The sequence below is a fragment of the Fibrobacter sp. genome, assembly GCF_045601785.1.
Lineage (GTDB): Bacteria > Fibrobacterota > Fibrobacteria > Fibrobacterales > Fibrobacteraceae > Fibrobacter.
Map to the genome: position 1 here is coordinate 19,989 of NZ_JAZSAF010000079.1, position 22,331 is coordinate 42,319.

18 protein-coding genes, 2 tRNA genes and 1 pseudogene are annotated in these 22,331 nt (G+C 53.3%); 9 read left to right on the forward strand and 12 right to left on the reverse strand.

The genetic code is table 11. The features are described from left to right. Positions 1-21: 21 nt before the first annotated feature. Genes ACKI61_RS12325 through ACKI61_RS12335 form a run of 3 tightly spaced genes read right to left on the reverse strand, consistent with a single transcriptional unit; the run spans position 22 to position 2,165 of the window. Positions 22-1,182 carry a peptidoglycan DD-metalloendopeptidase family protein gene (locus ACKI61_RS12325; RefSeq protein ID WP_407457985.1) on the reverse strand — a complete coding sequence of 387 codons (1,161 nt, stop codon included), beginning with the start codon at positions 1,180-1,182 and terminating at the stop codon, positions 22-24. 6 nt (positions 1,183-1,188) lie between these two features. Beyond that, the gene (locus tag ACKI61_RS12330) at positions 1,189-1,560 is read right to left on the reverse strand and encodes a DMT family protein (protein ID WP_407457986.1); all 372 of its coding nucleotides are present in this window, start codon (positions 1,558-1,560) and stop codon (positions 1,189-1,191) included. A gap of 38 nt (positions 1,561-1,598) precedes the next feature. Further along, a complete protein-coding gene (locus tag ACKI61_RS12335) occupies positions 1,599-2,165 on the reverse strand; it encodes a DUF4416 family protein (protein WP_407457987.1) in 567 nt (188 codons plus the stop codon). 26 nt (positions 2,166-2,191) lie between these two features. On the opposite strand from ACKI61_RS12335, the gene ACKI61_RS12340 reads away from it, so the two are divergent. Beyond that, positions 2,192-2,920, forward strand: a complete 729-nt coding sequence (locus ACKI61_RS12340; protein ID WP_407457988.1) for a glutaminyl-peptide cyclotransferase — start codon at positions 2,192-2,194, stop codon at positions 2,918-2,920. Positions 2,921-2,963: 43 nt separating this feature from the next. On the opposite strand, the gene ACKI61_RS12345 is transcribed toward ACKI61_RS12340, so the two are convergent. From ACKI61_RS12345 to ACKI61_RS12355, 3 genes are all read right to left on the reverse strand, one after another. Then, positions 2,964-4,961 (reverse strand): hypothetical protein, encoded by a 1,998-nt coding sequence (locus ACKI61_RS12345; protein ID WP_407457989.1) that lies wholly within the window; start codon positions 4,959-4,961, stop codon positions 2,964-2,966. A gap of 175 nt (positions 4,962-5,136) precedes the next feature. Further along, positions 5,137-6,009: a PHP domain-containing protein gene (locus ACKI61_RS12350; RefSeq protein WP_407457990.1), complete on the reverse strand. Its 873-nt coding sequence runs from the start codon at positions 6,007-6,009 to the stop codon at positions 5,137-5,139. Next, positions 6,009-6,557 carry a hypothetical protein gene (locus ACKI61_RS12355; RefSeq protein WP_407457991.1) on the reverse strand — a complete coding sequence of 183 codons (549 nt, stop codon included), beginning with the start codon at positions 6,555-6,557 and terminating at the stop codon, positions 6,009-6,011. The genes ACKI61_RS12350 and ACKI61_RS12355 overlap by 1 nt, the downstream gene beginning before the upstream one ends. Before the next feature lie 46 nt (positions 6,558-6,603). On the opposite strand from ACKI61_RS12355, the gene ACKI61_RS12360 reads away from it, so the two are divergent. Next, entirely contained in the window at positions 6,604-7,194 is a 591-nt protein-coding gene (locus tag ACKI61_RS12360; protein ID WP_407457992.1) for a viroplasmin family protein, read from the forward strand. Here the strand turns inward: ACKI61_RS12360 and ACKI61_RS12365 are convergent. Further along, entirely contained in the window at positions 7,184-8,641 is a 1,458-nt protein-coding gene (locus ACKI61_RS12365; protein WP_407457993.1) for an aldehyde dehydrogenase family protein, read from the reverse strand. The two genes, ACKI61_RS12360 and ACKI61_RS12365, sit on opposite strands and share 11 nt — an antisense overlap. Positions 8,642-8,919: 278 nt before the next feature. On the opposite strand from ACKI61_RS12365, the gene gltB reads away from it, so the two are divergent. From gltB to ACKI61_RS12380, 3 genes are all read left to right on the forward strand, one after another. Then, positions 8,920-13,362, forward strand: coding sequence for a glutamate synthase large subunit (gene gltB / locus ACKI61_RS12370; RefSeq protein WP_407457994.1), 4,443 nt, complete (start codon positions 8,920-8,922; stop codon positions 13,360-13,362). 17 nt (positions 13,363-13,379) lie between these two features. After that, on the forward strand, positions 13,380-14,744 hold the full coding sequence (locus tag ACKI61_RS12375) for a glutamate synthase subunit beta (protein WP_407457995.1): 1,365 nt from the start codon (positions 13,380-13,382) through the stop codon (positions 14,742-14,744). Between the two features lie 404 nt (positions 14,745-15,148). Continuing rightward, the gene (locus tag ACKI61_RS12380) at positions 15,149-16,597 is read left to right on the forward strand and encodes an anthranilate synthase component I family protein (RefSeq protein WP_407457996.1); all 1,449 of its coding nucleotides are present in this window, start codon (positions 15,149-15,151) and stop codon (positions 16,595-16,597) included. A gap of 65 nt (positions 16,598-16,662) precedes the next feature. On the opposite strand, the gene ACKI61_RS12385 is transcribed toward ACKI61_RS12380, so the two are convergent. Next, complete coding sequence (locus tag ACKI61_RS12385; RefSeq protein ID WP_407457997.1) at positions 16,663-17,568, reverse strand: tyrosine recombinase; 906 nt, start codon at positions 17,566-17,568, stop codon at positions 16,663-16,665. A gap of 85 nt (positions 17,569-17,653) precedes the next feature. Here ACKI61_RS12385 and ACKI61_RS12390 point away from each other — a divergent pair. Both ACKI61_RS12390 and ACKI61_RS12395 read left to right on the forward strand, forming a co-directional pair. After that, positions 17,654-17,726, forward strand: a tRNA-Lys gene (locus tag ACKI61_RS12390). A gap of 155 nt (positions 17,727-17,881) precedes the next feature. Next, positions 17,882-18,805 (forward strand): sugar phosphate nucleotidyltransferase, encoded by a 924-nt coding sequence (locus ACKI61_RS12395; RefSeq protein ID WP_407457998.1) that lies wholly within the window; start codon positions 17,882-17,884, stop codon positions 18,803-18,805. Positions 18,806-18,921: 116 nt separating this feature from the next. Here ACKI61_RS12395 and ACKI61_RS12400 read toward each other — a convergent pair. Both ACKI61_RS12400 and ACKI61_RS12405 read right to left on the reverse strand, forming a co-directional pair. Further along, positions 18,922-18,997: transfer RNA gene (locus ACKI61_RS12400), tRNA-Asp, on the reverse strand. A gap of 264 nt (positions 18,998-19,261) precedes the next feature. Continuing rightward, positions 19,262-19,786, reverse strand: coding sequence for a hypothetical protein (locus ACKI61_RS12405; protein WP_407457999.1), 525 nt, complete (start codon positions 19,784-19,786; stop codon positions 19,262-19,264). 64 nt (positions 19,787-19,850) lie between these two features. Here ACKI61_RS12405 and ACKI61_RS12410 point away from each other — a divergent pair, with 64 nt between their 5' ends. Together ACKI61_RS12410 and ACKI61_RS12415 are read left to right on the forward strand one after the other, a co-directional pair. Beyond that, complete coding sequence (locus ACKI61_RS12410) at positions 19,851-20,342, forward strand: hypothetical protein (protein ID WP_407458000.1); 492 nt, start codon at positions 19,851-19,853, stop codon at positions 20,340-20,342. Between the two features lie 13 nt (positions 20,343-20,355). Then, positions 20,356-20,853 carry a hypothetical protein gene (locus tag ACKI61_RS12415; protein WP_407458001.1) on the forward strand — a complete coding sequence of 166 codons (498 nt, stop codon included), beginning with the start codon at positions 20,356-20,358 and terminating at the stop codon, positions 20,851-20,853. Between the two features lie 149 nt (positions 20,854-21,002). On the opposite strand, the gene ACKI61_RS12420 is transcribed toward ACKI61_RS12415, so the two are convergent. Both ACKI61_RS12420 and ACKI61_RS12425 read right to left on the reverse strand, forming a co-directional pair. Next, on the reverse strand, positions 21,003-21,596 hold the full coding sequence (locus ACKI61_RS12420; RefSeq protein WP_083579529.1) for a hypothetical protein: 594 nt from the start codon (positions 21,594-21,596) through the stop codon (positions 21,003-21,005). Positions 21,597-21,730: 134 nt separating this feature from the next. After that, positions 21,731-22,331 (reverse strand): annotated as a pseudogene (locus tag ACKI61_RS12425) (pyruvate:ferredoxin (flavodoxin) oxidoreductase); the annotation flags it as partial.

Genomic DNA, 22,331 nt, shown 5'->3' on the forward strand with positions numbered 1-22,331 from the left:
CGCTTCTCGCAATGACGTTGCCTATTTGCTGCCGCGGAGTTTTTGTCCGTCTATAAGCGGGGCGCCCGGCTTCAGGTTGTTGATGCGGCAGAGCGATTCGATGGAAATGTTAAACCAGTTGGCGACATCCCCTTGGGAGTCGCCTTTTTTAACGATGTAGTAGTTGTTGTCGCGGAGCTTCGCTTGGATTTTTCGATGTGCTGCCTTCGCTTTTTTCATCGAGAATTTGCTTACGCCGGGGCGAAGCGTCCAATGCGGGAAATCGATGACGGTGCAGGGGTCGATATTCACTTCGCCGTAACGGATTTCAAAGTGAAGGTGCGCCGCCGAGGAACGCCCCGAATTGCCAGCAAGTCCCACGATGTCGCCGGGGAACACCTTGTCACCGACTTTGAGTCTACGCTTGGAAAGGTGCGCATAGAGCGTCTCGATACCGTTCGGGTGCTTGATAAGTACATAGTTTCCATAGCCGCCCTTGTTATAGCGGGACATGGTGACTTCGCCGGGGTAGGCTGCCACGACGGGTTCGTCCTTGATGACGTTCACGTCGACGCCGCGGTGCAGGCGGTGGCTGCGAATACCGTAAGGAGAGCCAACTAGCGCTTCGTGGGTAATCGGCAAAAGCATGTCCGAGAAATCGAAATAATCTCCGCTTGCATCTATTTCGGGTTCCTTTTTCTCTTTCTTATTTTTTGACTCTGCCTGCGGAACTTTTTTGTGAACCTGTTCACTAGGCTTCGGTTCAGTCTTTTTTGCTTCCGCTTTTTTAGGCTCAGCTACTTTAGGCTCCACCGTCTTGACTTCGGGAGATTTTTTCTCGGTAGGCTTCGGTTCCTTGGGCTCGTCTACCTTCGGCACAGGGAGCGGAGTCGATTTCTTATAAGGAATATTTTTGTTCTTCTTCGATTCGGTAAATTCGTATTCGACACCTTCCTTGTCAAGAAGGAGCGCCTTGGTGAATGCCTTCGGGTCGTCTGCGTCAATCAGCACTTTTTTGGGCTTCTTCGCCTTTTTGTCGTTCTTCGATGCCTTCGCCTTGCTTTTCGATGCAGATTTCGTCGTCTGCTGCGATTCCTTGGAAGAATTCTTTGACTTTGCTTCAACGGGAGCGCTCAAGTAGAAAACGGCCACTGCAATGGTGACCAGGAAGCGAGTCCACTTGTGAAATCCCGAAAGCGTCATGAATTTTTACTTGAGAAATGCGAAAAACACCGCTGCTATAATCAGCGCGAAAGCCACGATGTGGTTCCAGTGCAGCGCCTCGTTGTTGAAAACCGTTGTCGCAATGACGGTGAACACCGTTAGCGAAATGGCTTCCTGGATGATTTTAAGCTGCATCAGGGTGAAGGGGCCTCCGTTGATGCGGCTACCGATAACGTTTGCCGGAACGGCGATGCAGTATTCAAAAAAGGCGATTCCCCAAGAGGCCACGATTACGAGAAATAGCGGCCAGTCGGTGCTGATGTGCATTTCCTTGAGTTTAAGGTTCCCGTACCAGGCGAAAGTCATGAATACATTGGAACAGCAAAGGAGAAGAATGGTGAAAATGCCGGCTTTCATGATGTAGTAGACAGTAGGAAGTAGACTGTAGTTGGTGGTTAGTGATTCGCTCGCAAACGGTAGGGCTTTCCTGTGCTCATTTGGTAGGCGAGGCGGGCGCGGACTTGTTCCAGGTACTGGATGTACTTTTCGCTTTGGTAGTCGCGGTAAGTCCAATCGAAGGCGTGGAAATGTCCGTCCTGAAAGTACAGCGTGGGTTCTACGAAAATGCCGCGTTGCATGTATACGCGCTGACGCTGGTCCTTGGTGGTCGCCAAGAAGAATTGTCCGAGCGTCATGTAGCCGGGGTCCAGGTTCACAGGGCGAAGCCCGGGCGTGCCGTTCTGCTTGGCGATTTCGAGTTCGATGTCGTTGCTCCAGAGCTTGATATCGACAATGGTTTCGCGGTCGACCAGAGTCTCGTAGCTGAAAAAGGCGCGCACGGGGGCGTTTCCGATTTCGTCGACGTAGTAGTTGGTGAAGGTGAACGGAAACGGCGGGAGCGTAAGCTCCTCTTCGCCAAAGCGGCTGCGGAGCGTTTCGCGCACAGATTCGACGGCTTGAGCGTCCTTTGCGAGAATGCCCACGATGATCTTGACTTTTGCCGGTGTCCTTAGTTCACCCATGGGCGCTAATTTAGTAATTTTTGCCCATGCGTTTTTTACTTGTTTTTTGTATTCTCGTCACTATCGCTTCTGCCGAAGCTCCTCGAGTGGTTCCTGAAATTGTGGATTCCATTCCCCACGAAAAGACCCATTTTACGCAGGGACTCTTCTTTGACGGCAAGGAACTCATCGAAACGACGGGCTTGTATGGCAAATCGGGCTTGTACCGTCGCACTCTCGACGGCAAAATTTTGGATTCGGCACGACTTGCGGACAAGTTTTTTGGTGAAGGCTCCATTGCCGTGGGCGACGACATTTTCTACCTGACCTGGAAATCTCACAAGGCTTTCATCTACAGTCGCAGGCCTTTTGCATTCAAGGGAGAATTCAACATTCCTACCGAAGGCTGGGGACTTACCTACTGGAAAAATGCACTTCTCATGAGTAACGGCACAAGCGAACTTTTGCAGCTCGCCCTTGGTGGCTTCAATGTGGTTGGCGTCATTTCAGTGACCGATGCCGGCCATCCGGTAAAGCTCTTGAACGAGCTTGAAATCATGGGGGACACCCTGTATGCAAATATCTGGCAGACGGGTGCGATTGCAGTCATCTCGCTCCCGAGCGGGAAGGTGGTTCGCTACCTGGATCTTAGCCGAAAAGTTGCCGAAATCCAGCGTAAGTATCCCGACATCGACGTGCTGAACGGCATCGCCTACGACGGCAAGAACCTGTGGGTGACCGGCAAGAACTGGCCTTATATTTATAAGTTGAAATAGAAAAAGCTGATGCCGGATCTGGGTCCGGCATGACATTTTGCGACTAATTCCTGAAGGACCACACGATGCCGTAGGCGAAGCGCAGCCCCTCGGGTGTGTAGCCACTAGCCGGCATATAGATGCTGTGGTTGAAATTTTCGATGCGGGTGTAGAGCTCGAAGGTCAGAATCTGCATGCGGGCCTCGAAATCGAGCGCCAGGTACTTTTTCATGAATTCCAATTCCGGGTTGCCATCTTCGTTGATGGTGCAGTCGTAGCGTTCGCCGAACCACTGCCAGTCTACGCGCACGCTCACACCCAGGCGCTCGGAGACGAATCGGTTCTGCCAATGGATGCTGCCCTTGTAGTAGAGTTCCGGCGTATCGATGAGGTTGCGGCTGCGGTCAAGCGTCTGGCCGCGTTCCACGAAGAACTTCCAGTTGCCGAGCCTGAAGCCCAGTTGCAACAGCCAGTCGAGACTGCTGACATTGTCGATGTTTGTCCAGGTGTAGACTTCTTCGTAGGTGTTGGTGGTATCGACATGGCCCCATTTGACCCAGCGTGGCTTGATCAGGTTATCGACATTTTCGTAGCGGAGCCCAAGTCCGTAGAACACTTCGCGCTGCTGGTAGCCCAGGTTGAATGCATAGCGGTCGCGTTCTTCGTAGGCGAGATCTTTTCGGTGGAAGGCAAGGCGTCCCGTTTCGTCTATTTTCAGCTGTCCTACATCGGGGAACTTGTTGTCGTGCCTGAAACCCACATTGGCGCGCAGGTGGTAGGGGAGGAACGCAAGGAGGTCGGCGGAATAGGCGGGGGCGTAATCCACCTGGTTGCGTACGGAGCTGTTTCTCTGCATTCCCGTTTGGGTGCGGAACAGGACTCTGTTCCAGAGCGTATCGGAAAGCTGCAAGTAGCCTGTCTCGCGGTCCTGGAAGTAGGACTTGGTCGTGTCGCTTCCGTTGTAGGTATTGTCCGTGTTCAAAAATTCGTACTTGAACTTGAGCGACGGATTCAGGAACATGTGGTAGGTCGCGCCGAAACCTCCTAGAATGCTTTCGTAGGTGGTGGCGCGTAGCGTGTCGTGGTAAATGGTATCGCGTTGCGGGATTCCCAAGGTGTCCTCATATTCATGGACGCCCTTGAAAATGTGGGGGAGCGAGTCCTCTTCGATTTCGTGCTCGGTATAGGCGATATCCGTCGAAAGCGTCAAGTTCTTGATGGGATAGAGCTCAATTCCCGCACCGTAACCGACGGTGTGAATGTCGATGACGTATGGGTCGGTCTGGAACGTGCGAACAGCCTTGTCAAGCGTGTCAAGAAGGACTTGGTGGTTGGTGTTGTCGGCATTGTGCAGGCTCAGGTAGTTCATCTTGACGAACGCCTTGCCGAATCCGAACCGCCACGTGAGAATCGGCTGGATGTGCATGCTGTTCATCGCGATGTTTCGGCCAGCAAAGGGTATCTGCGTGGAGTCGCGGCCCAGGGAAAAATAGGGCGAATGCGTCACGTTCTGGTAGCTATATTCCTTGGAGTCGATGTCGGAATGGCTCGCCAGCCCAAATTCAAGCGAAACGGAATCGGTTACAAGTCTTCGAAAATCGAGACGGAGCGCATTGCCGCCGAAGGCAGGGCGTTCCCAGTTGAGGTCCGTTATGGGGGTGTCCACGGGGATTCCCTTGCGTTCTTCAAAGAGGATCCCGTTTTCACCGTTCAAGCCGAGAGCCGTAGCGTCATAGCCGAGGCGAGTCGTGAAAAGACCGGCGAGCTTGCTCGGGTAACGCGTCTGGATTGAGCCCATGCCCATGTGGTCGGGGTCCAGTTCCGGAGCGCCGAGGATTGATGTCCCGAGCACCCATTCGGATTTCTGTCCCGAAATGTCGTAGGTCCGCTGCATGAGTTCGCGGTGCGGAAGCACCCAACGGCCCGCATCGGTCTCACGCGCCGCAGGATCAATACCCCAGGGCGTCTTGTAGACGGAATCTTGAGCAGACGGTTTTGTGTACTGGTCTGGCTTTAGCGGTTCAGCAAATAGAGAAATTGCGAAGAAAAGAACAAAGAGCAAAGAACAATGAAAAAAGAAAAATGAACTTTTAGCATTCATTCCACCATTTTTAATTCTTAATTCTTCATTATTCATTGTTTTTTCCAAATCTCTAATTCCTCACACCTCATACCTCAAAGCGGCAAAGCCGCGACCTCATGCCCAACCACTGCTTACTGTCTACTTCCTACTCTCTTTAGTACCATTCCGCTCTCAACTTTTCGCGCCGTTCGCGGAGGGCGTTCACGACGGAGTAGGGCATCTTCATGCAGTTGGGAGGGTAGGTGCCCGCTTCGGTGTGGAAGTCGCTTCCGCCAGTCCCTACGAGTCCAAACCTCTGGGCCATTTCCTTGTATTTGCGGCCGACCGCACCCTTCTGTGCCGGGCTGTAGACTTCGATTCCCTGCACACCCCATTCGACCATGCTCTCGATAAACTCGTCGCTAAGCCCCGACTTGTAGGGGTGGGCGAGTACCGCGATACCACCGGCGTTTTCGATCAGCTTGATCGTCTGCTGGGGGTTCAGGCCCTTCTTTTCGACAAAGGCAACGCAGCCGTCCCCCAAATACTTGGTAAAGGCTTCCGAGAAGTTTGAGATGTATTCCTCGTCGACCATCGACATGGCGATGTGCGGGCGTCCGATAACCTTTCCCTTGCAGTAGGAAACCACCTTTTCGTAGGTGATGTCGATTCCGAGCGCGTTCAACTTCTTGATAATCGCCTTCGCACGAATGATGCGCTGTTTTGCGAAATCCTGCAGCTCCATATTGAGAGCGAGGTTCGTCGGGTCGCAGTAGTAGCCCAAGATGTGGATGTCCTTGCCTTCCCATACAGCAGAAATTTCGATACCCGGGATGATTTCGAGCCCGATTTCCTTGGCAGGTTCAACGGCCAGGTTGTAACTGTCTAGGTTGTCGTGGTCGGTAATGGAAATGCAGCGAAGTCCCTTTCGCTTGCACAGCGAGAGAAGCTCCTCGACCGAAAGTGTTCCGTCAGAAAGCTTGGTGTGCATATGCAGGTCTGCATAGCCGCCACTTTCGGTGATGATGGTGGAATACCCTTTCTGCATCACTTGACCCCGTAGTATTGGCAAATCAGGGCTGCCTCGCTCGACTTGTCGGGATGCAGGCTCAGGTTCAGGAAGGGGTAGCAGTTTTCGCTCACAAAACCGATGCGGCAATTCGCACCGGAAACTTTCGCAAGGTAAAGCCTAGGCAGGAATGCATCTCCTAGGTAAATGCAGACCTTCGCCCCGTAGGCGCGAATCTTCTGCTCCATGTCTTCGAAGGCGGATTCGCCGTAGCGGCATTCCAGGTCGCTGTAGTAGATCGCCGTCGCCCGTTTTGCGGAGATGACCGCGTGGAGCGATTCGTGGGCACAAAGGAGAACATTCTTGAAGAATGAATCGGGCATATTGTGCATGAACGATGCGGAGCGTTCCATGTCGCGAGCCAAAAAGATGATTGTCTTCGGGTTGCCCTTGAGTGCAGAGGGAAAGTCGAACGCACCGGAGTCTTCGCCTGCCTGTTTCAGAAACCAGCGGAATAAAGATTCCTTGCTGCTGAACCGCTTAAAAAAGTAGCGAAAACGATCTGTAAAATACGGTGACGGCTTCACGGGGACTCCAGTACAAATTCACCCTACAATATACTAAATTTAGGGCATGCCGAAACAGAAATTCTATGCGATAAAGAGCCCTGAAGAAAGTAAAATTGTAATGACCTGGGCCGAATGTGAAAAATTGACCCACGGCGTGAAGGGAGTGCTGTTTAAGTCGTTTGCAACCCGTGCCGAAGCGGAAGCCTGGATATCCGGAATCGAAGCTCCAGTTCCTGATGGTTTACGTGTTTTTGTAGACGGATCCTTTACACCCGACTTCCCGAAATCTGGCTGGGCGTTTGTCGTTACCGAAAACGACAAGGAAATTGCCCGCGGCGCAGGAATCACGGCATTCGACGCTGAAAGCCGAAACATCGATGGCGAAGTGATGGCCTCTTTCCAGGCGATGAAATGGCTCGATGCCCACGACAAGAGCGGCGTCATCTGCCACGACTACGAAGGTATTGCCCGCTGGGCAAAAGGGGAGTGGCAGGCCAAGAGCAATATTGCCAAGCGCTACGTGGCGGCGGCGCAGCCCTATTTGCACCGAGTGAAGTTCGAAAAGGTGGCGGCCCATACGGGCGTCAAGTGGAACGAGCTGGTCGACCAGCTGGCAAAAGACGCCATCGCCAAGAGCAAGAAGGCTAAGGCTTAGATCCTTGGTTTTTAAATCCAAGGATCTTCTTGGCGAACCTTTGAATCTTGGCGCGCAGGCGCTTGTCTTCTGCGCTGTGGTAGGGCGGGTAGAAGACTTTCATCGAGTCGAATCCGCCCTGTTCCATGATGTTCCTTTCGTGGCTAAATGTCTTGAAACCGTAAAATCCATGGTAATTCCCGGTGCCGCTCATGCCGACACCACCGAAGGGAACCGAGAGATTTTCAATCTGCAAGATGCAGTGGTTGACGCAGGTGGAGCCCGACGAAGTCCCAGACACGATTGCATCAATCTGTTTCTGTTTTTTCCCGAAGACATAGAGCGCAAGCGGCTTGGGCCTTGACTGAATGAAACGGACGGCATCGTCAAGCGACTCGTAGGCGACAACGGGGAGGATGGGACCGAAAATTTCCTCTTTCATGACGTCCATCTCGGCGGTGACATCCGTAAGGACCGTGGCGGGCGAGTAGCGGTTTTCGATGTCCTCTGCAGTAAAGTCTCCGCCAAAGAACAAGGTGGCGCCCCTGGAGACTGCTTCATCAACGAGCGCCCAGTGGCGTTTGACGGCATTGCGGTCGATGATGTGGACGAAATTTTTATTACGGCGGCGATCCGCGTCCGTTTCACCGTACATTTTCTGAATACTCTTCTGGATTGCAGCGGCAAGCGGCTGAACTAGATTCTGCGGGCAGAGGATATAGTCGGGTGCGATGCAAGTTTGACCTGCGTTTAGGCATTTTCCCCAGGCGATCTTTTTGGCGGCATCTTCGACTTTTGTATCGGGCAAGATGACGACCGGGGATTTTCCGCCAAGTTCCAGCGTGACTCCCGCGTGGATCTTGGCGGCAAGTTCTGCCACATGGGAACCCACCTTGGGGCTTCCGGTAAAGAATACATGATCGAAGGGGAGTTCCAAGAGGCGGTCACCGATTTCGGCGCCAGCCCCCTGCACGACAGCGACCTCACTTTTGTCAAAGACTTCGGCGACGAGTGACTCAAGAAACAGGCTTACGCGTGGAGTCTTGTGGCTAGGCTTTGCGATGACGACATTGCCTGCCGAAATCGCGGCGACAATGGGCGATATGAACAGCAAAAAAGGATAGTTCCAAGGGGACATGACTAGCACGCGCCCCTTGGGCTCAAAATGGCTGCGGCTCCGGTTCAAGGGAAAGACGAAGCTCCAGCTACCATCCTTATCTTCCATCCATTCCGGCAAGTGGTTGATCGCATAGTCGATTTCCTGGAGCGTCGGGAACACTTCGCTGAGCCACGCTTCGGTCCTAGGCTTATGGAAATCTTGCCAAACGGCATCGTAGAATTCTTGCTGACGCCTGACAATCACCTTGCGAAGCCGCAAGAGTTTTTCGGCGCGCTCCTTGGCAGAAGTCCTTGCAACTGCCCAGCGGTTCTTGCCCTGCAATTCGAAAATGTCTACAAGAGAATCCATATTTTTCATTTAAGCTTACATACTCCAAGATACTTTAATCTATGTCTTGTGGCAAATGCAGGATTCCCAAAGAACACAACTCCGGTGTTTACGGAAATCGTAAAACAACCTCAACAAGTTTTCACAAAATGTAATCGTAAAGCTTCTTTTTAGATTAAAGAACTGCGCGCTTTTACATTTTTTACCCATTTTTCAATAATTGACGCGGCTTTTTACAGGATTGGCACATTTTTTGCATATAACGGCGGGAAAAACAAAAATGTGAGAAAAGGAATTATATGAACGCACAAGCTCTTTACGACCCGAGAAACGAACACGACGCCTGCGGCGTCGGCCTGGTCGCAAATATCAATAATGTCGCCTCGCACCAGATTGTGCTGCAGGGCATTACTGTTCTTAAGAGACTCATGCACCGCGGTGCAGCAGGTGGAGACCCGGAAACTGGTGACGGTGCGGGTCTTTTGCTTTCGATGCCGCACAAGTTCTTCCGCAAGGTCTATGCCGATCTGCCGGCCCGTTATGGTGTCGCCATGGCATTCCTCGAAAATACAGTCGCTGCCGACGCATTTGACGCAAAGATCAAGGAAATTGCCGCATCCGAAGGCATTCAGCTTCTGAAAGTCCGCGAAGTCCCGGTCAATGCAGCTGCCATCGGTCGCACGGCACGCGAAACCTTGCCGCATATCCGCCAGTTCTTCTTCGACGGTTCTTCTTTTGAAAACGACAACGCCTTTGAAATCAAGCTGTATGTGCTTCGCCGCTTAATCGAAAAGGCGGTGCAGGACATTTATATCTGCAGCTGCTCCCAGCGTACGATTGTCTACAAGGGTCTTCTGCTCGCAAGCCAGATTGAAGATTTCTACGCCGACTTGAACGACCTCGATTTTGAATCACCGATAGCCCTGGTCCACCAGCGCTATTCGACCAACACTTTCCCGACCTGGAAGCTCGCACATCCGTTCCGCTACCTGGCACACAACGGTGAAATCAACACGCTTCGCGGCAACCTGAACAGCTTAAAGTCTCGCGAACCGCACCTCAAGAGCGATATCATCGGCGATGACCTTCAGAAGCTTTTGCCGCTGATTCCCTCGGGGCAGAGCGACTCCGCCTGCCTTGACAACATGTTTGAGCTCCTCGTTGCAGCGGGCCGTAGCCTCCCGCATGCAATGATGATGCTCATGCCGCAGGCCTGGGGCCAGAAGCATTACCTGGGCCGCGATGTCCGCGGATTCTTCGAATACGAATCCATGCTGATGGAACCGTGGGACGGCCCCGCCGCCGTCGCTTTTACCGACGGCGTGAACGCAGGCGCAATCCTCGATAGAAACGGTCTGAGACCGGCACGTTACACTTTATGTAAAGACGGTCTCTTCGTAATGGCATCTGAAACGGGCGTTCTCGACTTGAACGATGCCGATGTCGAAGAGAAGGGGAGACTGAAGCCCGGTGAAATCATCTATCTGGATATCGAAAACCACCGCATCTTGAAGAACGCCGAAATGAAGGCTTTGGTGGCAAGAGCCAAGCCTTACCGCCGCTGGGTCGCCGAAAACAAGATGAGCGTCCGCGGTTTGTTCAGCGAAATCAACCCGTCTGACGTCCCTGACGACCTGCTCGTGCAACAGAAACGCTTCGGCTACTCTGCCGAAGACCTGAAGATTATCCTCGAACCCATGGCAAAGAACGGTGCAGAACCCATCGGCTCCATGGGTAACGACGCCGCCCTCGCCGTACTTTCCGACAAGCCGCAGCCGCTGTTCAACTACTTTAAGCAGCTGTTCGCCCAGGTGACGAACCCGCCGATCGACCCGATCCGCGAAGAGCTCGTGATGAGCCTTACGACCTACATCGGCAACCACGGCAATATTCTCGAGGAAACTCCGGAACAGGCCCACCTGATCAAGATTCCGCGCCCGATCGTGACAGAAGACGAAATCCGCCACTTCGAAAACATTGGCGACAAGAGCTTCAAGGCGAAGGATTTGAAGATGCAGTTCCCGATGGGTGGCGACGGTGCCGTGCTCGAAGAAGCCTTGCAGAAGCTTTCGGGCGATGCCGTGCGCGCTGTCCAGGATGGCTTCAACATCATCGTGCTCACGGACAAGAACATCGACTGGGGCTATGTACCTATTCCTTCGCTGCTCGCTACCGCCAGCGTGAACCGCGCCCTCGTCGAAGCGGGCGTTCGCCCAGAAATCGGCCTGATCGTTCAGTCCGGCGAAGTCCGCGAAGTCATGCATTTCGCCCTGTTGCTCGGTTACGGCGCTACGGTCATCAACCCCTACCTTGCCTTCCAGAGCATTTCTGCCATGTGCCATTCCGGTGAACTTGGTGTAGACCCGGTGACAGCTGCCGCGAACTATGTCAAGGCCGTCGACAAGGGGCTTCTGAAGATTATGTCGAAGATGGGTATCTCTACGCTCCGCAGCTACCGCAGCGCCCAGATTTTTGAAGCGGTGGGCCTGAACCAGGAACTCATCGAAAAGTTCCTGCCGGGAACAGCAAGCCGCATCGAAGGTATCGGTCTCGAAGAAATCGCAAGGGAAGTTGACGCTCGCAACAATGTGTCGCTCCGTGATGCAAGCCCGATCCTCAAGGAAGGGGGCCAGTACAAGTACCGCAAGGAAGGCGAACGCCACCTGTGGACTCCGCAGTCCCTGGCAGCATTCCGTCAGGCCGTGCAGGGCAGCAATTACGACAAGTTTAAGGAATACTCGAGCCTAATCGACAACCAGTCCGAACGCCTTTGCACGCTGCGTGGTCTCTTCAAGTTCAAGGAAACGACTCCGATCGACATTTCCGAAGTCGAAAGCCGACAGTCGATCGTGCATCATTTTGTGGCAGGAGCCATGAGCCTAGGCTCCTTGAGCCCCGAAGCCCACGAGGCCATCGCTATTGCTATGAACAGAAACGGCGCCATGAGCAACTGCGGTGAAGGTGGAGAAGACCCCGATCGTAACACCCCTGCACCGAACGGCGATGTCCGCAGCAGCGCCATCCGCCAGGTAGCTTCGGGACGCTTTGGCGTCACGATTGACTACCTGCGCCACGCAAAGGACTTGCAGATCAAGATGGCGCAGGGAGCCAAGCCCGGCGAAGGCGGGCAGCTACCGGCTCACAAGGTGAACGAATTCGTGGCTCGTATCCGCCACAGCATTCCGAACGTTTCCCTGATTTCTCCGCCGCCGCACCATGACATTTACTCCATCGAAGACCTTGCGCAGCTGATTTACGACCTGCGCAACGCCAACCCGAAGGCACGTGTCTCCGTGAAGCTCGTATCCGAAGTGGGTGTCGGCACGGTTGCCGCCGGTGTGGCCAAGGCTCACGCCGACGTGGTGCTGATTTCTGGCCACGATGGCGGTACGGGAGCATCTCCGCTAACCTCCATCAAACATGCTGGTCTTCCGTGGGAACTCGGCATTGCCGAAGCGGAACAGACCCTGGTACTCAACGACCTTCGCGGCCGTGTCAAGCTCCAGGTCGATGGTCAGCTCAAGACGGGCCGTGACGTGGTGATTGCCGCCCTCCTCGGTGCCGAAGAATTCGGCTTTGCCACGAACCTGTTGGTAAGCCTCGGCTGTATCATGGACCGCAAGTGCCATACGAACCAGTGCCCCATGGGTCTTGCCACGCAGGACAGCGAACTGCGCAAGCACTTCAAGGGCAAGCCCGAATACGTGGAAAACTTCCTCTACTTCATCGCCGACGAAGTCCGCGAAATCCTGGCTCAGCTTGGTCTCAAGAGCCTCGACGAAGCCTGCGGTCGTTCCGACTTGCTCGACATGAACCGAGCGATTGAATTCTACAAGGCAAAGCGCCTCGACTTCAGCAAGATCTTCTCGTCTGTTGATGCTCACGACGGCAAGACGCATGTCAAGAAATTCGACACAGCCTATGTGAAGGATTCTCTCGAGAACTTCGACCGCAAGGAAATCCTCCCGTTCGTCAAGGAAACCCTCGAGAAGGGTTCTCCGGTGGAACTCTGCGCCATGATCCACAACGTGGACCGCACCGTGGGTACGGAACTTTCGGGCGAAGTCGACGAACGCTTCGGCGTGAAGGGTCTCCCCGAAGACACCATCAAGATCCACCTGCAGGGTGTCGCCGGTCAGAGCTTGGGCGCATTCCTTGCTCCGGGTGTCACGCTCGACCTCGAAGGCGAAGCCAACGACTTCATGGGCAAGGGCCTTTCTGGTGGTAAAATTGTCGTTCGTCCGTCTCACAACGCCACTTTCAAGGCAGAAGACAACGTCATCGCCGGTAACGTCATCGGTTACGGTGGCACATCTGGCAAGGTGTTCATCAACGGACTCGCCGGTGAACGCTTCGGTATCCGCAACTCGGGTATGCTCCTGGTCAGCGAAGGCGTTGGTGACCATGGTTGCGAATACATGACCGGTGGTCGCGTAGTGGTGCTCGGCCGCGTCGGCGTGAACTTCGCCGCCGGTATGACGGGCGGTTTCGCCTACGTCTACGACGAAACGGGCCACTTCGACCTGAGCTGTAATGTTGAATCGGTCGACCTTGAAAGCGTGCTGCCCGGAACCGACAGTGAATCGGAACTGCTCGGCATCATCCGCGAACACGTTGCCGCCACGAACAGTGTCAAGGGGCAGCACATCCTGGACAACTGGAACAGCGAACGTCCGAAGTTCGTGAAGGTGGTCCCCGTGGAATACAGACACGCACTTTTGGCACACCAGGCAAGCAAATAATCGGAAAGGACTGAATTATGACGCAAATCAATCGTATCGAAGATGTATACCGTCCAGTCGATGAACGCATCAAGGACACCAAGGAAGTCGAACGCAAGTTCTTCCCGACCGAAATCATGGCGCAGGCATCGCGCTGCTCCGATTGCGGCATTCCGTTCTGTCACGGTGCCGGATGTCCATTGGGAAACCTGGTTCCCGAATTCAACACGGCCGTCGCCGCAGGCGACATCCGCAAGGGCTACGACATTATCTCCAAAACGGCCTTCTTCCCGGAATTCACGGGCCGCGTCTGCCCGGCGCTCTGCGAATCGTGCTGCACGCGCAACCTGAACGACGACGCTGTCATGGTGCGCCAGGTCGAAAAGTTCATGATCGAGACCGCCTTCGAGGAAGGGTGGGTGAGTCTCCCCGCCGCAGAATCAAATGGCAGGACCGCGGCTGTCATCGGTTCTGGTCCTGCGGGGCTTTTCGCCGCTGAAGCACTGCGCCGCAAGGGATACGCCGTCACCGTTTACGAAAAGCGCGAAAAGGTCGGCGGGCTTCTGCGTTACGGCATCCCGAACTGGAAACTTGAAAAGCAGATCATCGACCGCCGCGTGGCGCTCCTCGAAGCCGCCGGCATCAAGTTTGTCTGCAGCACCGAAATCGGCAAGGACATTTCGGCCGAATACATCCACAAGAACTACGATGAAGTCGTTCTCGCCATCGGCACCCCGAACGCTCGCGACCTGAAGATTCCTGGCCGCGAAGCCGAAGGCATCTACCTGGCACTCGACTTCTTGCACGGCGCCGAAATGCCCGACGAGAAGAATCCAGAACGCTTCAGCGCGAAGGGCAAGAAGGTCCTGGTGATTGGCGGTGGCGATACCGGCAACGACTGCGTGGGCAAGTCGATCCGCGAAGGCTGCAAGAGCGTGCTCCAGGTGGAATTCATGCCAAAGCCCCCCGAGACCCGCTCTCCTTCGACGCCGTGGCCCGACTGGCCCTACATGCTGCGCACCAGCTACGCGCACCACGAAGGGGGCGAACGCCGCTGGAACGTCTCTTCCAAGCAGTTCATCGTCAAGGACGGCAAGGTCGCTGGAGTCGAGGCAGTCCGTGTCGAATGGGAAATGTCTCCGCTAGGTAAGCCGCTCAAGCCGACCGAAGTCCCGAACACGACCGAGATCATCGAAGCCGACCTTGTGGTGCTCGCGATGGGCTTTACCGGTGTTCCCGCCGATGGCATCGTGAACGATCTGGGGTTGCAGCTGACCCCAAGGACAGCCATCATTCCCGATCCGTCCCGCCACATTTACGCCGTGGGTGACTGTGCGAACGGAGCATCTCTCGTGGTTCGTGCCATGGCCGATGCCAAGCGGGTGGTCGGGAAGATTAAATAAGCAGGGGGAGTGGGGTTGCCCAAAATGGTAAAAAAGCACTTTTTTTAGGCGACCCCCTTGCCAACCCCATTTCGCTTTGGTATTTTTGCGATATGATGAACTTTGTGACATGTGCAACCCTGAACCGTCGTTGGTGGCGCGGACTCTGACATAGAGCCCGGTATTTGTCGCAAATCACCCAAGATTTTAAGCAAAGGCTTCCGGACTCACGGAGGTCTTTCTTTTTAAATTCTGAAAATCCTCCGGTAACAAAAAGCCTTTGCGGAACCCTAAACCAAGGAACGCAAAAGTTTAAACAGAATGGATATAGCCCTCGTTGCTCTTGAGATGTCAATTCATTAAACCTCAAAGCGAGCTTGCGAGCGACCTCATACCCCAAACCTTTTTAAAACCAGAGGATCAAAATGACAACGAACATTAGGCACATTACAGAACAGCCCAGCTACGAACCCCGCACCGATAGCATCTACGTGGCGCTTCCCGGTGAACGCTACACCCCGTTTTCGCTCGGCAAGAAACTAGGCGCAAAGGCCATCTTTGAATCGGCTAGCTTCTCACACGGCCGCAGCCGCTATTCCACCTTGATGGTGGACGAGGGCTTCCGCCTGCGCCAGAACGACAAGGACGTGAGCATCGTGGTCGACGGCAAGGAATCCACCTTCCTCAAGGAAGGTGAAGGCGACATTCTTGACGCGCTCCTGATGATCTCTGCCGAAAACACGGTGCCGCCTAACCAGATTCCCATTCCTTCTTCGGGCGTGGGCTATCTTGGCTACGAATTCTGCGCCCGCTGCGATACCATCCGCCTCGCGCCGCAGGTGGACGAACTCAACATTCCCGAAGCGGAATTCCTGGTGGGTCACATCTACATCGTATTCGATCACTTCACCGAAAAGCTTCACCTGTTCGCGTTGAACTACGAGGAACATCAGATCGACTTGAAGGCGGCTATCGAGAAGGTAAAGTCGCGCCTGGCCGACCTGGACTTCAGCTACCTTGCTCCCGAACCGCAGTACGGCAAGGGCATCACCATGACCGATCTGGAAAAGTCCCGCAAGGAATACACCGAAAAGGTCGCCGAGCTCCAGAAGCACATTGTCGCAGGCGATATCGTGCAGGCGGTCCCGTCTCGCCGCGTGCAGTTCGCAAGCGACATCGAAGCGCTCGACATCTACCGCAGGCTCCGCACCGTGAACCCGTCGCCCTACATGTTCTATCTCGACTACGGCACGCACCAGTTCATCGGCGCATCGCCCGAAAGCCTGGTGCGCGTTCGCGAAGGCATTGCGACGATTCACCCCATCGCCGGTACGCGCCGCCGCGGCAAGGACGAAGCCGAAGACGAGCAGCTCATGAACAACCTGAAGGGCGACCCCAAGGAACGCGCCGAGCACCTGATGCTCGTGGACTTGGCCCGCAACGACCTCGGTCGCGTCTGCGAAGCCGGCACCGTCGAAACCACCAAGTACATGGAATGCGAAAAGTTCAGCCACGTCATCCACCTGGTTTCCGATGTGCAGGGCCGCGTCTCCAAGAGCAAGAAGTCCATCGAAGTGCTGCGTTCCAGCTTCCCGGCAGGTACCGTCAGCGGAGCTCCTAAAATCAGCGCCATCGAAATCCTTTCCGGACTCGAAAAAGTCAAGCGCCGCTTCTATGCCGGTGCCGTGGGCTACATCGAAAGTGACGGCGACCTGGATTTCTGTATCGCTATCCGCTGCTGCCTGAAACAGGGCAAGACCATCAGCCTGCAGGCTGGCGGTGGTATCGTGGCCGCCTCTAACGCGGAGCGCGAATTCGAAGAAACCAACGAAAAGCTGGGCGCAATCCGCGCCGTTCTCGAAGGCGACATGTAATAGCTTCAAATTTAGTGCAAATTTGAAAGAACACGGATAATTCCGTGTTCTTTTTCTTTAGGAATTCACTTGCCGAAACCCTTACCACTCATCTCTCTCGGATGGAACTGCCGGTGTTCCTGCTTGATAAATTCCTTGTCGATATGCGTGTAGATCTGCGTGGTGCTGATGTCGGCGTGCCCCAGCAGCTCCTGCAGCACGCGCAAGTCCATGCCCGCTTCTAGGCAGTGTGTCGCAAAGCTGTGCCGGAACGTATGCGGCGAGACCTGCTTCGAGAGGTGCATCGTATGCTGCTGAACAATTTTCCAGGCCCCCATGCGGCTCATGGGTTTCCCCTTCATGTTCAAGATGATGTTGTCGGTCGTCGGGTGGGTGAGTGGGCGGCCAAGCTCGATCCAGTTTTTCAGATTTTCCTTTGCCTTACTGCCCAGCGGAACAAGCCGCTGCTTGTTGCCCTTGCCAATCGGCGTAAGCCACTCGTTATCCAAGTCCAGCTGCGAAAGCTTGATGCCAAGCGCCTCCGAAATGCGAAGACCCGCGCTGTACATGAGTTCTATCAGGGCTGTGTCGCGGAGCGCGTTCTTGCCCTTGGCGGCACTCTCAAAGACGCTGTCCACTTCTTCGCGGGTCAGGTATTCCGGCAGGTAGTGTCCTAGCTTCGGGCGTTCGAGCATCGATTCCGTGCTGAAATCGTATTCCCCTTGGCTCTGCATGTACTTGAGGAACCCGCGCAGGCTAGAAAAATGCCTTGCGATCGATGTGGGGGAGTAGTCTTGCTGCCCTGCGGTAAGCCGAAGAAACTCGTCAAGCCTTTCGGGTGTCAGCTCCTTGAGATCGATGCCGTTGTCGTCGAGCCACCCCGTAAAATGCCGCAAGTCCTCCTGGTAGCTCTGGATGGTGGCGGGTGAAAGGTTCCGCTCCACTCCTAAAAAAGCCAGGTAGGTGTCCATGCGGTTGATATTTGGGCTCATATAAAAGAATTTAGCATTTTTTATCAAAAAATCCCTTGACAAAAGCTTTTTTTAATTCTATAATTGAGCCCGTCCAAGCGACTATGGATGATTAGCTCAGTTGGTAGAGCAGCTGACTCTTAATCAGCGGGTCGCAGGTTCGACCCCTGCATCATCCACGAAGACCTCCCAAGAACGGGAGGTCTTTTTTAAACACCTTTACACGCTTTTGATTAATTTATTAGTCATTTTGTAAGCAATAGCATTGACATCTTGTAAGAAAATTCTATCTTTACAAAATATTACTTTGGACTTGTTAGAGGACTGGATATAAATGAAAATAGTTCTTCCCGTCGCCGGAAATGGTCTTCGTTTGCGCCCCTATACGGAGAATGTGCCCAAGTGCCTTCTCCCTGTAGCAGGCAAGACCATTATCGATTGGATCGTAGAAGATTCTCTCGGACTGAATCCTGTCGAAACCATTTTCATCACGGGCTACAAGGCCGACGCCGTGGACTCTTTCCTAAAAAAGCGTCCGTCCTGGGGTGCAACTCGCACCGTCATCCAGTCCAACCCCCAGGGTCTGGGCGAAGCCGTCAGCTTGGCGCTCCCGTTCGTCGACGATGACGAACCGCTTCTCATTATCCTGGGCGACACACTCTTTGAAGCCGACCTCTCGATCCTGAACAACATGGATGAGAACGTCCTGTACACCTACAAGGTTGAAGACCCGCGTCGTTTTGGCGTGGCCGTCACCGATTCTACTGGACGCATTTCCCGCCTGGTCGAAAAGCCGCAGGAATTTGTCTCGGACGAAGCCATCGTGGGCATCTACTACATCAAGGACTCCAGGGTTCTCAAGGAATCGCTCAAGTACCTGATGGATAACAACATTCGCACCAAAAACGAGTTCCAGCTCACGGACGCTCTCGAAATGATGATCGAGAAGGGCTGCAAGTTCCGTACGGCTCCGGTCCAAAAGTGGCTTGACTGTGGCCTTGCGGAAACGCTTCTTGAAACGAACGCCCGCGTTCTGAACCGCAACGACAACAGCGCGACAATCAACATCCCTGGTGTCAAGGTCATCGCCCCATGCTACATCGGCAAGAATGTAAAGATCAGCAACAGCACTATCGGCCCGAATGTGGCCGTGGGTGACGGATGCGTCATTGAGAACAGCACCATTGCCGATGCAGTCCTCTGGGACGGCGTCAAGGTCGAAAGCAAGACGCTGAACAATGTGATTGTCCACGAATAGCTAAACAGATTCTTAAAACGATTGGACGCTAAACCGAGCTGCTTGGTTCAGCGTTTTTATTTTTGGGGTAGGATATAAAAACGAAAAAGACCTTCTGGAAAGAAGGTCTTTTTTCGCGGGATAGACGAGGCTTGAACTCGCAACCTCCGGCGTGACAGGCCGGTGCTCTAACCAAAATTGAGCTACCACCCCAGTGGTTTTGTTTAGCTAGTTTCCTAACCGAACGAGCCAAATATAAAAAGGTTATTCGCTCTTGTCAAGGGATGTAGGCGAAAAAACTCATTTTTTTGAAAAAAAATGAGGTGTCCGCGGCTTTGCCTAGGCAAGTCTCGGCCCCAAGGGGTCACGCTTCGCAGGCTCGCTATCTCCCCTAAAGGGGACCGTAGCCACTAAGCTGTATAACTGCAAGTGGCTGGAGGCCTAACGCCGATGCAGGGAAGGACGGTGAAGCAGCTCTTAAAATATATTGAAATCAATGAACTTGTAAAAGCCCGCGTTTTTCGCTGCTTCAAATTCACCTTCGTCAAAGGACTTGTTTGCTAGACCTTCTCTAATGATTTTGATAAAGGTTTCCTTTAGCGGATCAAGATCGTTCTTTATAGTGTTGTAAACAACAAACGAGTCGAGACCCGCATGCGCGTGCTCTGCGATGCATGTGCCGCGAAGGCCTATCCCGAGGCCTTTAACATTACCGCCCAGGTATAAGAATATTGTTAGTCTAGCGCCGATTTTTTCATAGAACAATGCAAAGTCCGGAGGTGCCGCGAGCACATCCGGATTTTTTTTTTGACGATTTTTAGGGGATGGGCATATAAAAATGTTTTTTGTGACCGAATTATATGCCCTTTTGAGAAAATTTTTGCTTTTTGTGTTGCTGCTGAGGGCTGCTGGGGCATATAAATTGTGGTGAAGTGTGAAATTTATATGCCTTTCTCGCGTAAAACGCCTGAAATTGTTGTGTATAAAGTAATTATGGGGCATATAAAATGGTTGGCTTTGCGAGATTTATATGCCCCGACTAGAAAATTTCTATGATTTGGGGTGTATGAAGGCTAAAATATTTCAAATTGTTGGGGCGTTGGTCGTAGCCATTTTCCCTTTGGGACTCGCGTTGCTTGGTATCGCATCTTGTGACTTAAAGAAAGGGTATGTCTTTCAGGACAAATATGAAAAATTGTGGATTCCCTATAATCTGCATGTCGAAATGCATGAAAACAGGTTGTCCCGTTTTGCCTTGATTAAGGATACTCGCGGTAAGGCGATTCTTTATTTTAAGAATGAATATAAGACCCCGCATTCGCATCTTTTTTCGGGCAAGGATGCCCTGTCATCGGATTACAAGTTGGTAGGGGAGCTGGATACGCTAGATGAGCATGGATTAAAGAAAATAAAGGTGCTGGCCGCAAGAAATTACTCAAGGGATTTTAAGATTGTTACAACTCGGTATGCGGAATTTCATTACTATCCAGATTCTGTTGACGAAGAAATTTGCAACAAGATAATTTTCTCGATAAAAGATGTGTCCGTGAGTAAATAGTGAGGTTGGAAAAATGAAGGAAATTCTTGTTCTTCTTTCCCTTATTTGTTTGCTTTCGTGCTCAAAAACAGAGTCTGTGCAAGGGAAAGAGCAAACAAAGATGTTCAGGACCTCCTTCCTAGAAATAGAGATTCCCCAGTCTTATAGCGTTGATTCTGCAGACCATTGGGATAAGGGGCGCTCCTATTTTCTGAATAATAAAAGGGGAGAAACCGTAATGACAATCCGTAGTGGCTTGAATTCGGTTTACGCCTTAAATCAACGTACGATTTACTCGACCGAAGAGTTTAGTGTCAATAATAAAATTGATACGAATGTGTATTGGGAAGGCAAAAACTATAAGGAAAGAATAGTTGTGCTACAGTCGAATCGTCTTGAAAAAGTGGTTATTCGCGATGAACCTGTGGTACATAATTTCCCCATCATGTTTGAATTTATCTGTTTCCTTGATTATCTAGATTCTCAAACATGCGATGACATTGTCAATTCCGCAAAAAGAATGCAAGAGTAATTTTGGGTAATAAAAAAACACCCCGCCACTTTTTAAGTGACGGGGCGTTCTAATTTTCCTCAAAGGCCGTTAGGCCTCACTCATGCCTCAGAGCGAGCATCGCGAGCGAGCTCATACCCCAAAGGCACGGAGTGCCGACCTCATACCTCTTACAGGCTGATCAGCCCTTCGGTATCCTTAGACATGGCGTCATAGAATGCGTAGCGGGCGTCCACTTCCTTCTGGAGGTCGTCGGCGAGCTTCTTGGCCACTTCCGGATTGTTACGGGTGAGCTGCTTGTAGCGGTTTTCGGTGTAGATGTATTCTGCAACCGGAATCGTCGGCTTCTTGGAGTCGAGGATAAGCGGAGCCTTTCCTTCGGCGGCGAGAGCCGGGTTGTAACGGAGCAGAGTCCAGTAACCGGAATCCACGGCCATCTTCTGGTGCTGAAGCTGGCTGTTGAGATCGAAACCGTGGTTGATGCAGGGGCAGTAGCAGATGATCAGAGACGGACCATTGTGTGCTTCCGCTTCCTGGAGAACCTTCAGGGCCTGAGCGTCGTTTGCGCCGAGGGCAATGCGACCGACGTAAACGTTCTTGTAGCTCATGGCGATAAGGCCGAGGTCCTTCTTGCCAGCGCGCTTACCAGCGGCAGCGAAGAGGGCGACTGCGCCACGGTTCGTGGCCTTGGAAGCCTGTCCACCGGTGTTGGAGTACACTTCGGTATCGAGGACGCAGATGTTCACGTTTTCACCGGTTGCCATCACGTGGTCGAGACCACCGTAACCGATGTCGTATGCCCAACCGTCACAGTATGAAGACCGTTCGCGCTAGACTCTTGTAGGGCATTCCGGTCGGCGCTCACTCTCGCCTCCGACGACTCGTTATGACGAGTCGCCTACGGCTCACAGAAGATCCACACGGACTTCTTCACGAGGTAATCGGCGAATTCGTCGCGGAGGCTGACGGATGCGTCGTCGGTAGCACCGGCAAGCGCTGCCTTCAGGGCGGCGACGTTTTCACGCTGGGCCTTGATGCCGGCTTCATCGGACTGGTCCTGGGTCGTGAGCTTTTCCTTGAGTTCGGCAGGAACGTTCACGGCTTCGAGGAGGCTCAGAGCCTGCTTGGCATGCTTCGTGATAGCGAGGCGCATACCGAGACCGAATTCAGCGTTGTCTTCGAAGAGGGAGTTGGCCCAAGCCGGACCGCGGCCTTCCTTGTTCTTTGCCCACGGAGTGGTCGGGAGGTTACCGCCGTAAATGGAAGAGCAACCCGTAGCGTTGGCGACAACCATGCGGTCGCCGAAGAGCTGAGAAACGAGACGCACGTAAGCGGTTTCGCCGCAGCCTGCGCAGCTTCCGGAGAATTCGAACAGAGGTTCGAGGAGCATGGCCTGCTTGACGAGGTTCTTGTTGACCTTGGTGCGGTCGAATTCCGGGAGATCGACGAAGAAGTCCCAGCACTTGCCTTCCTGAACCTTGATGGGTTCCTGCGGCACC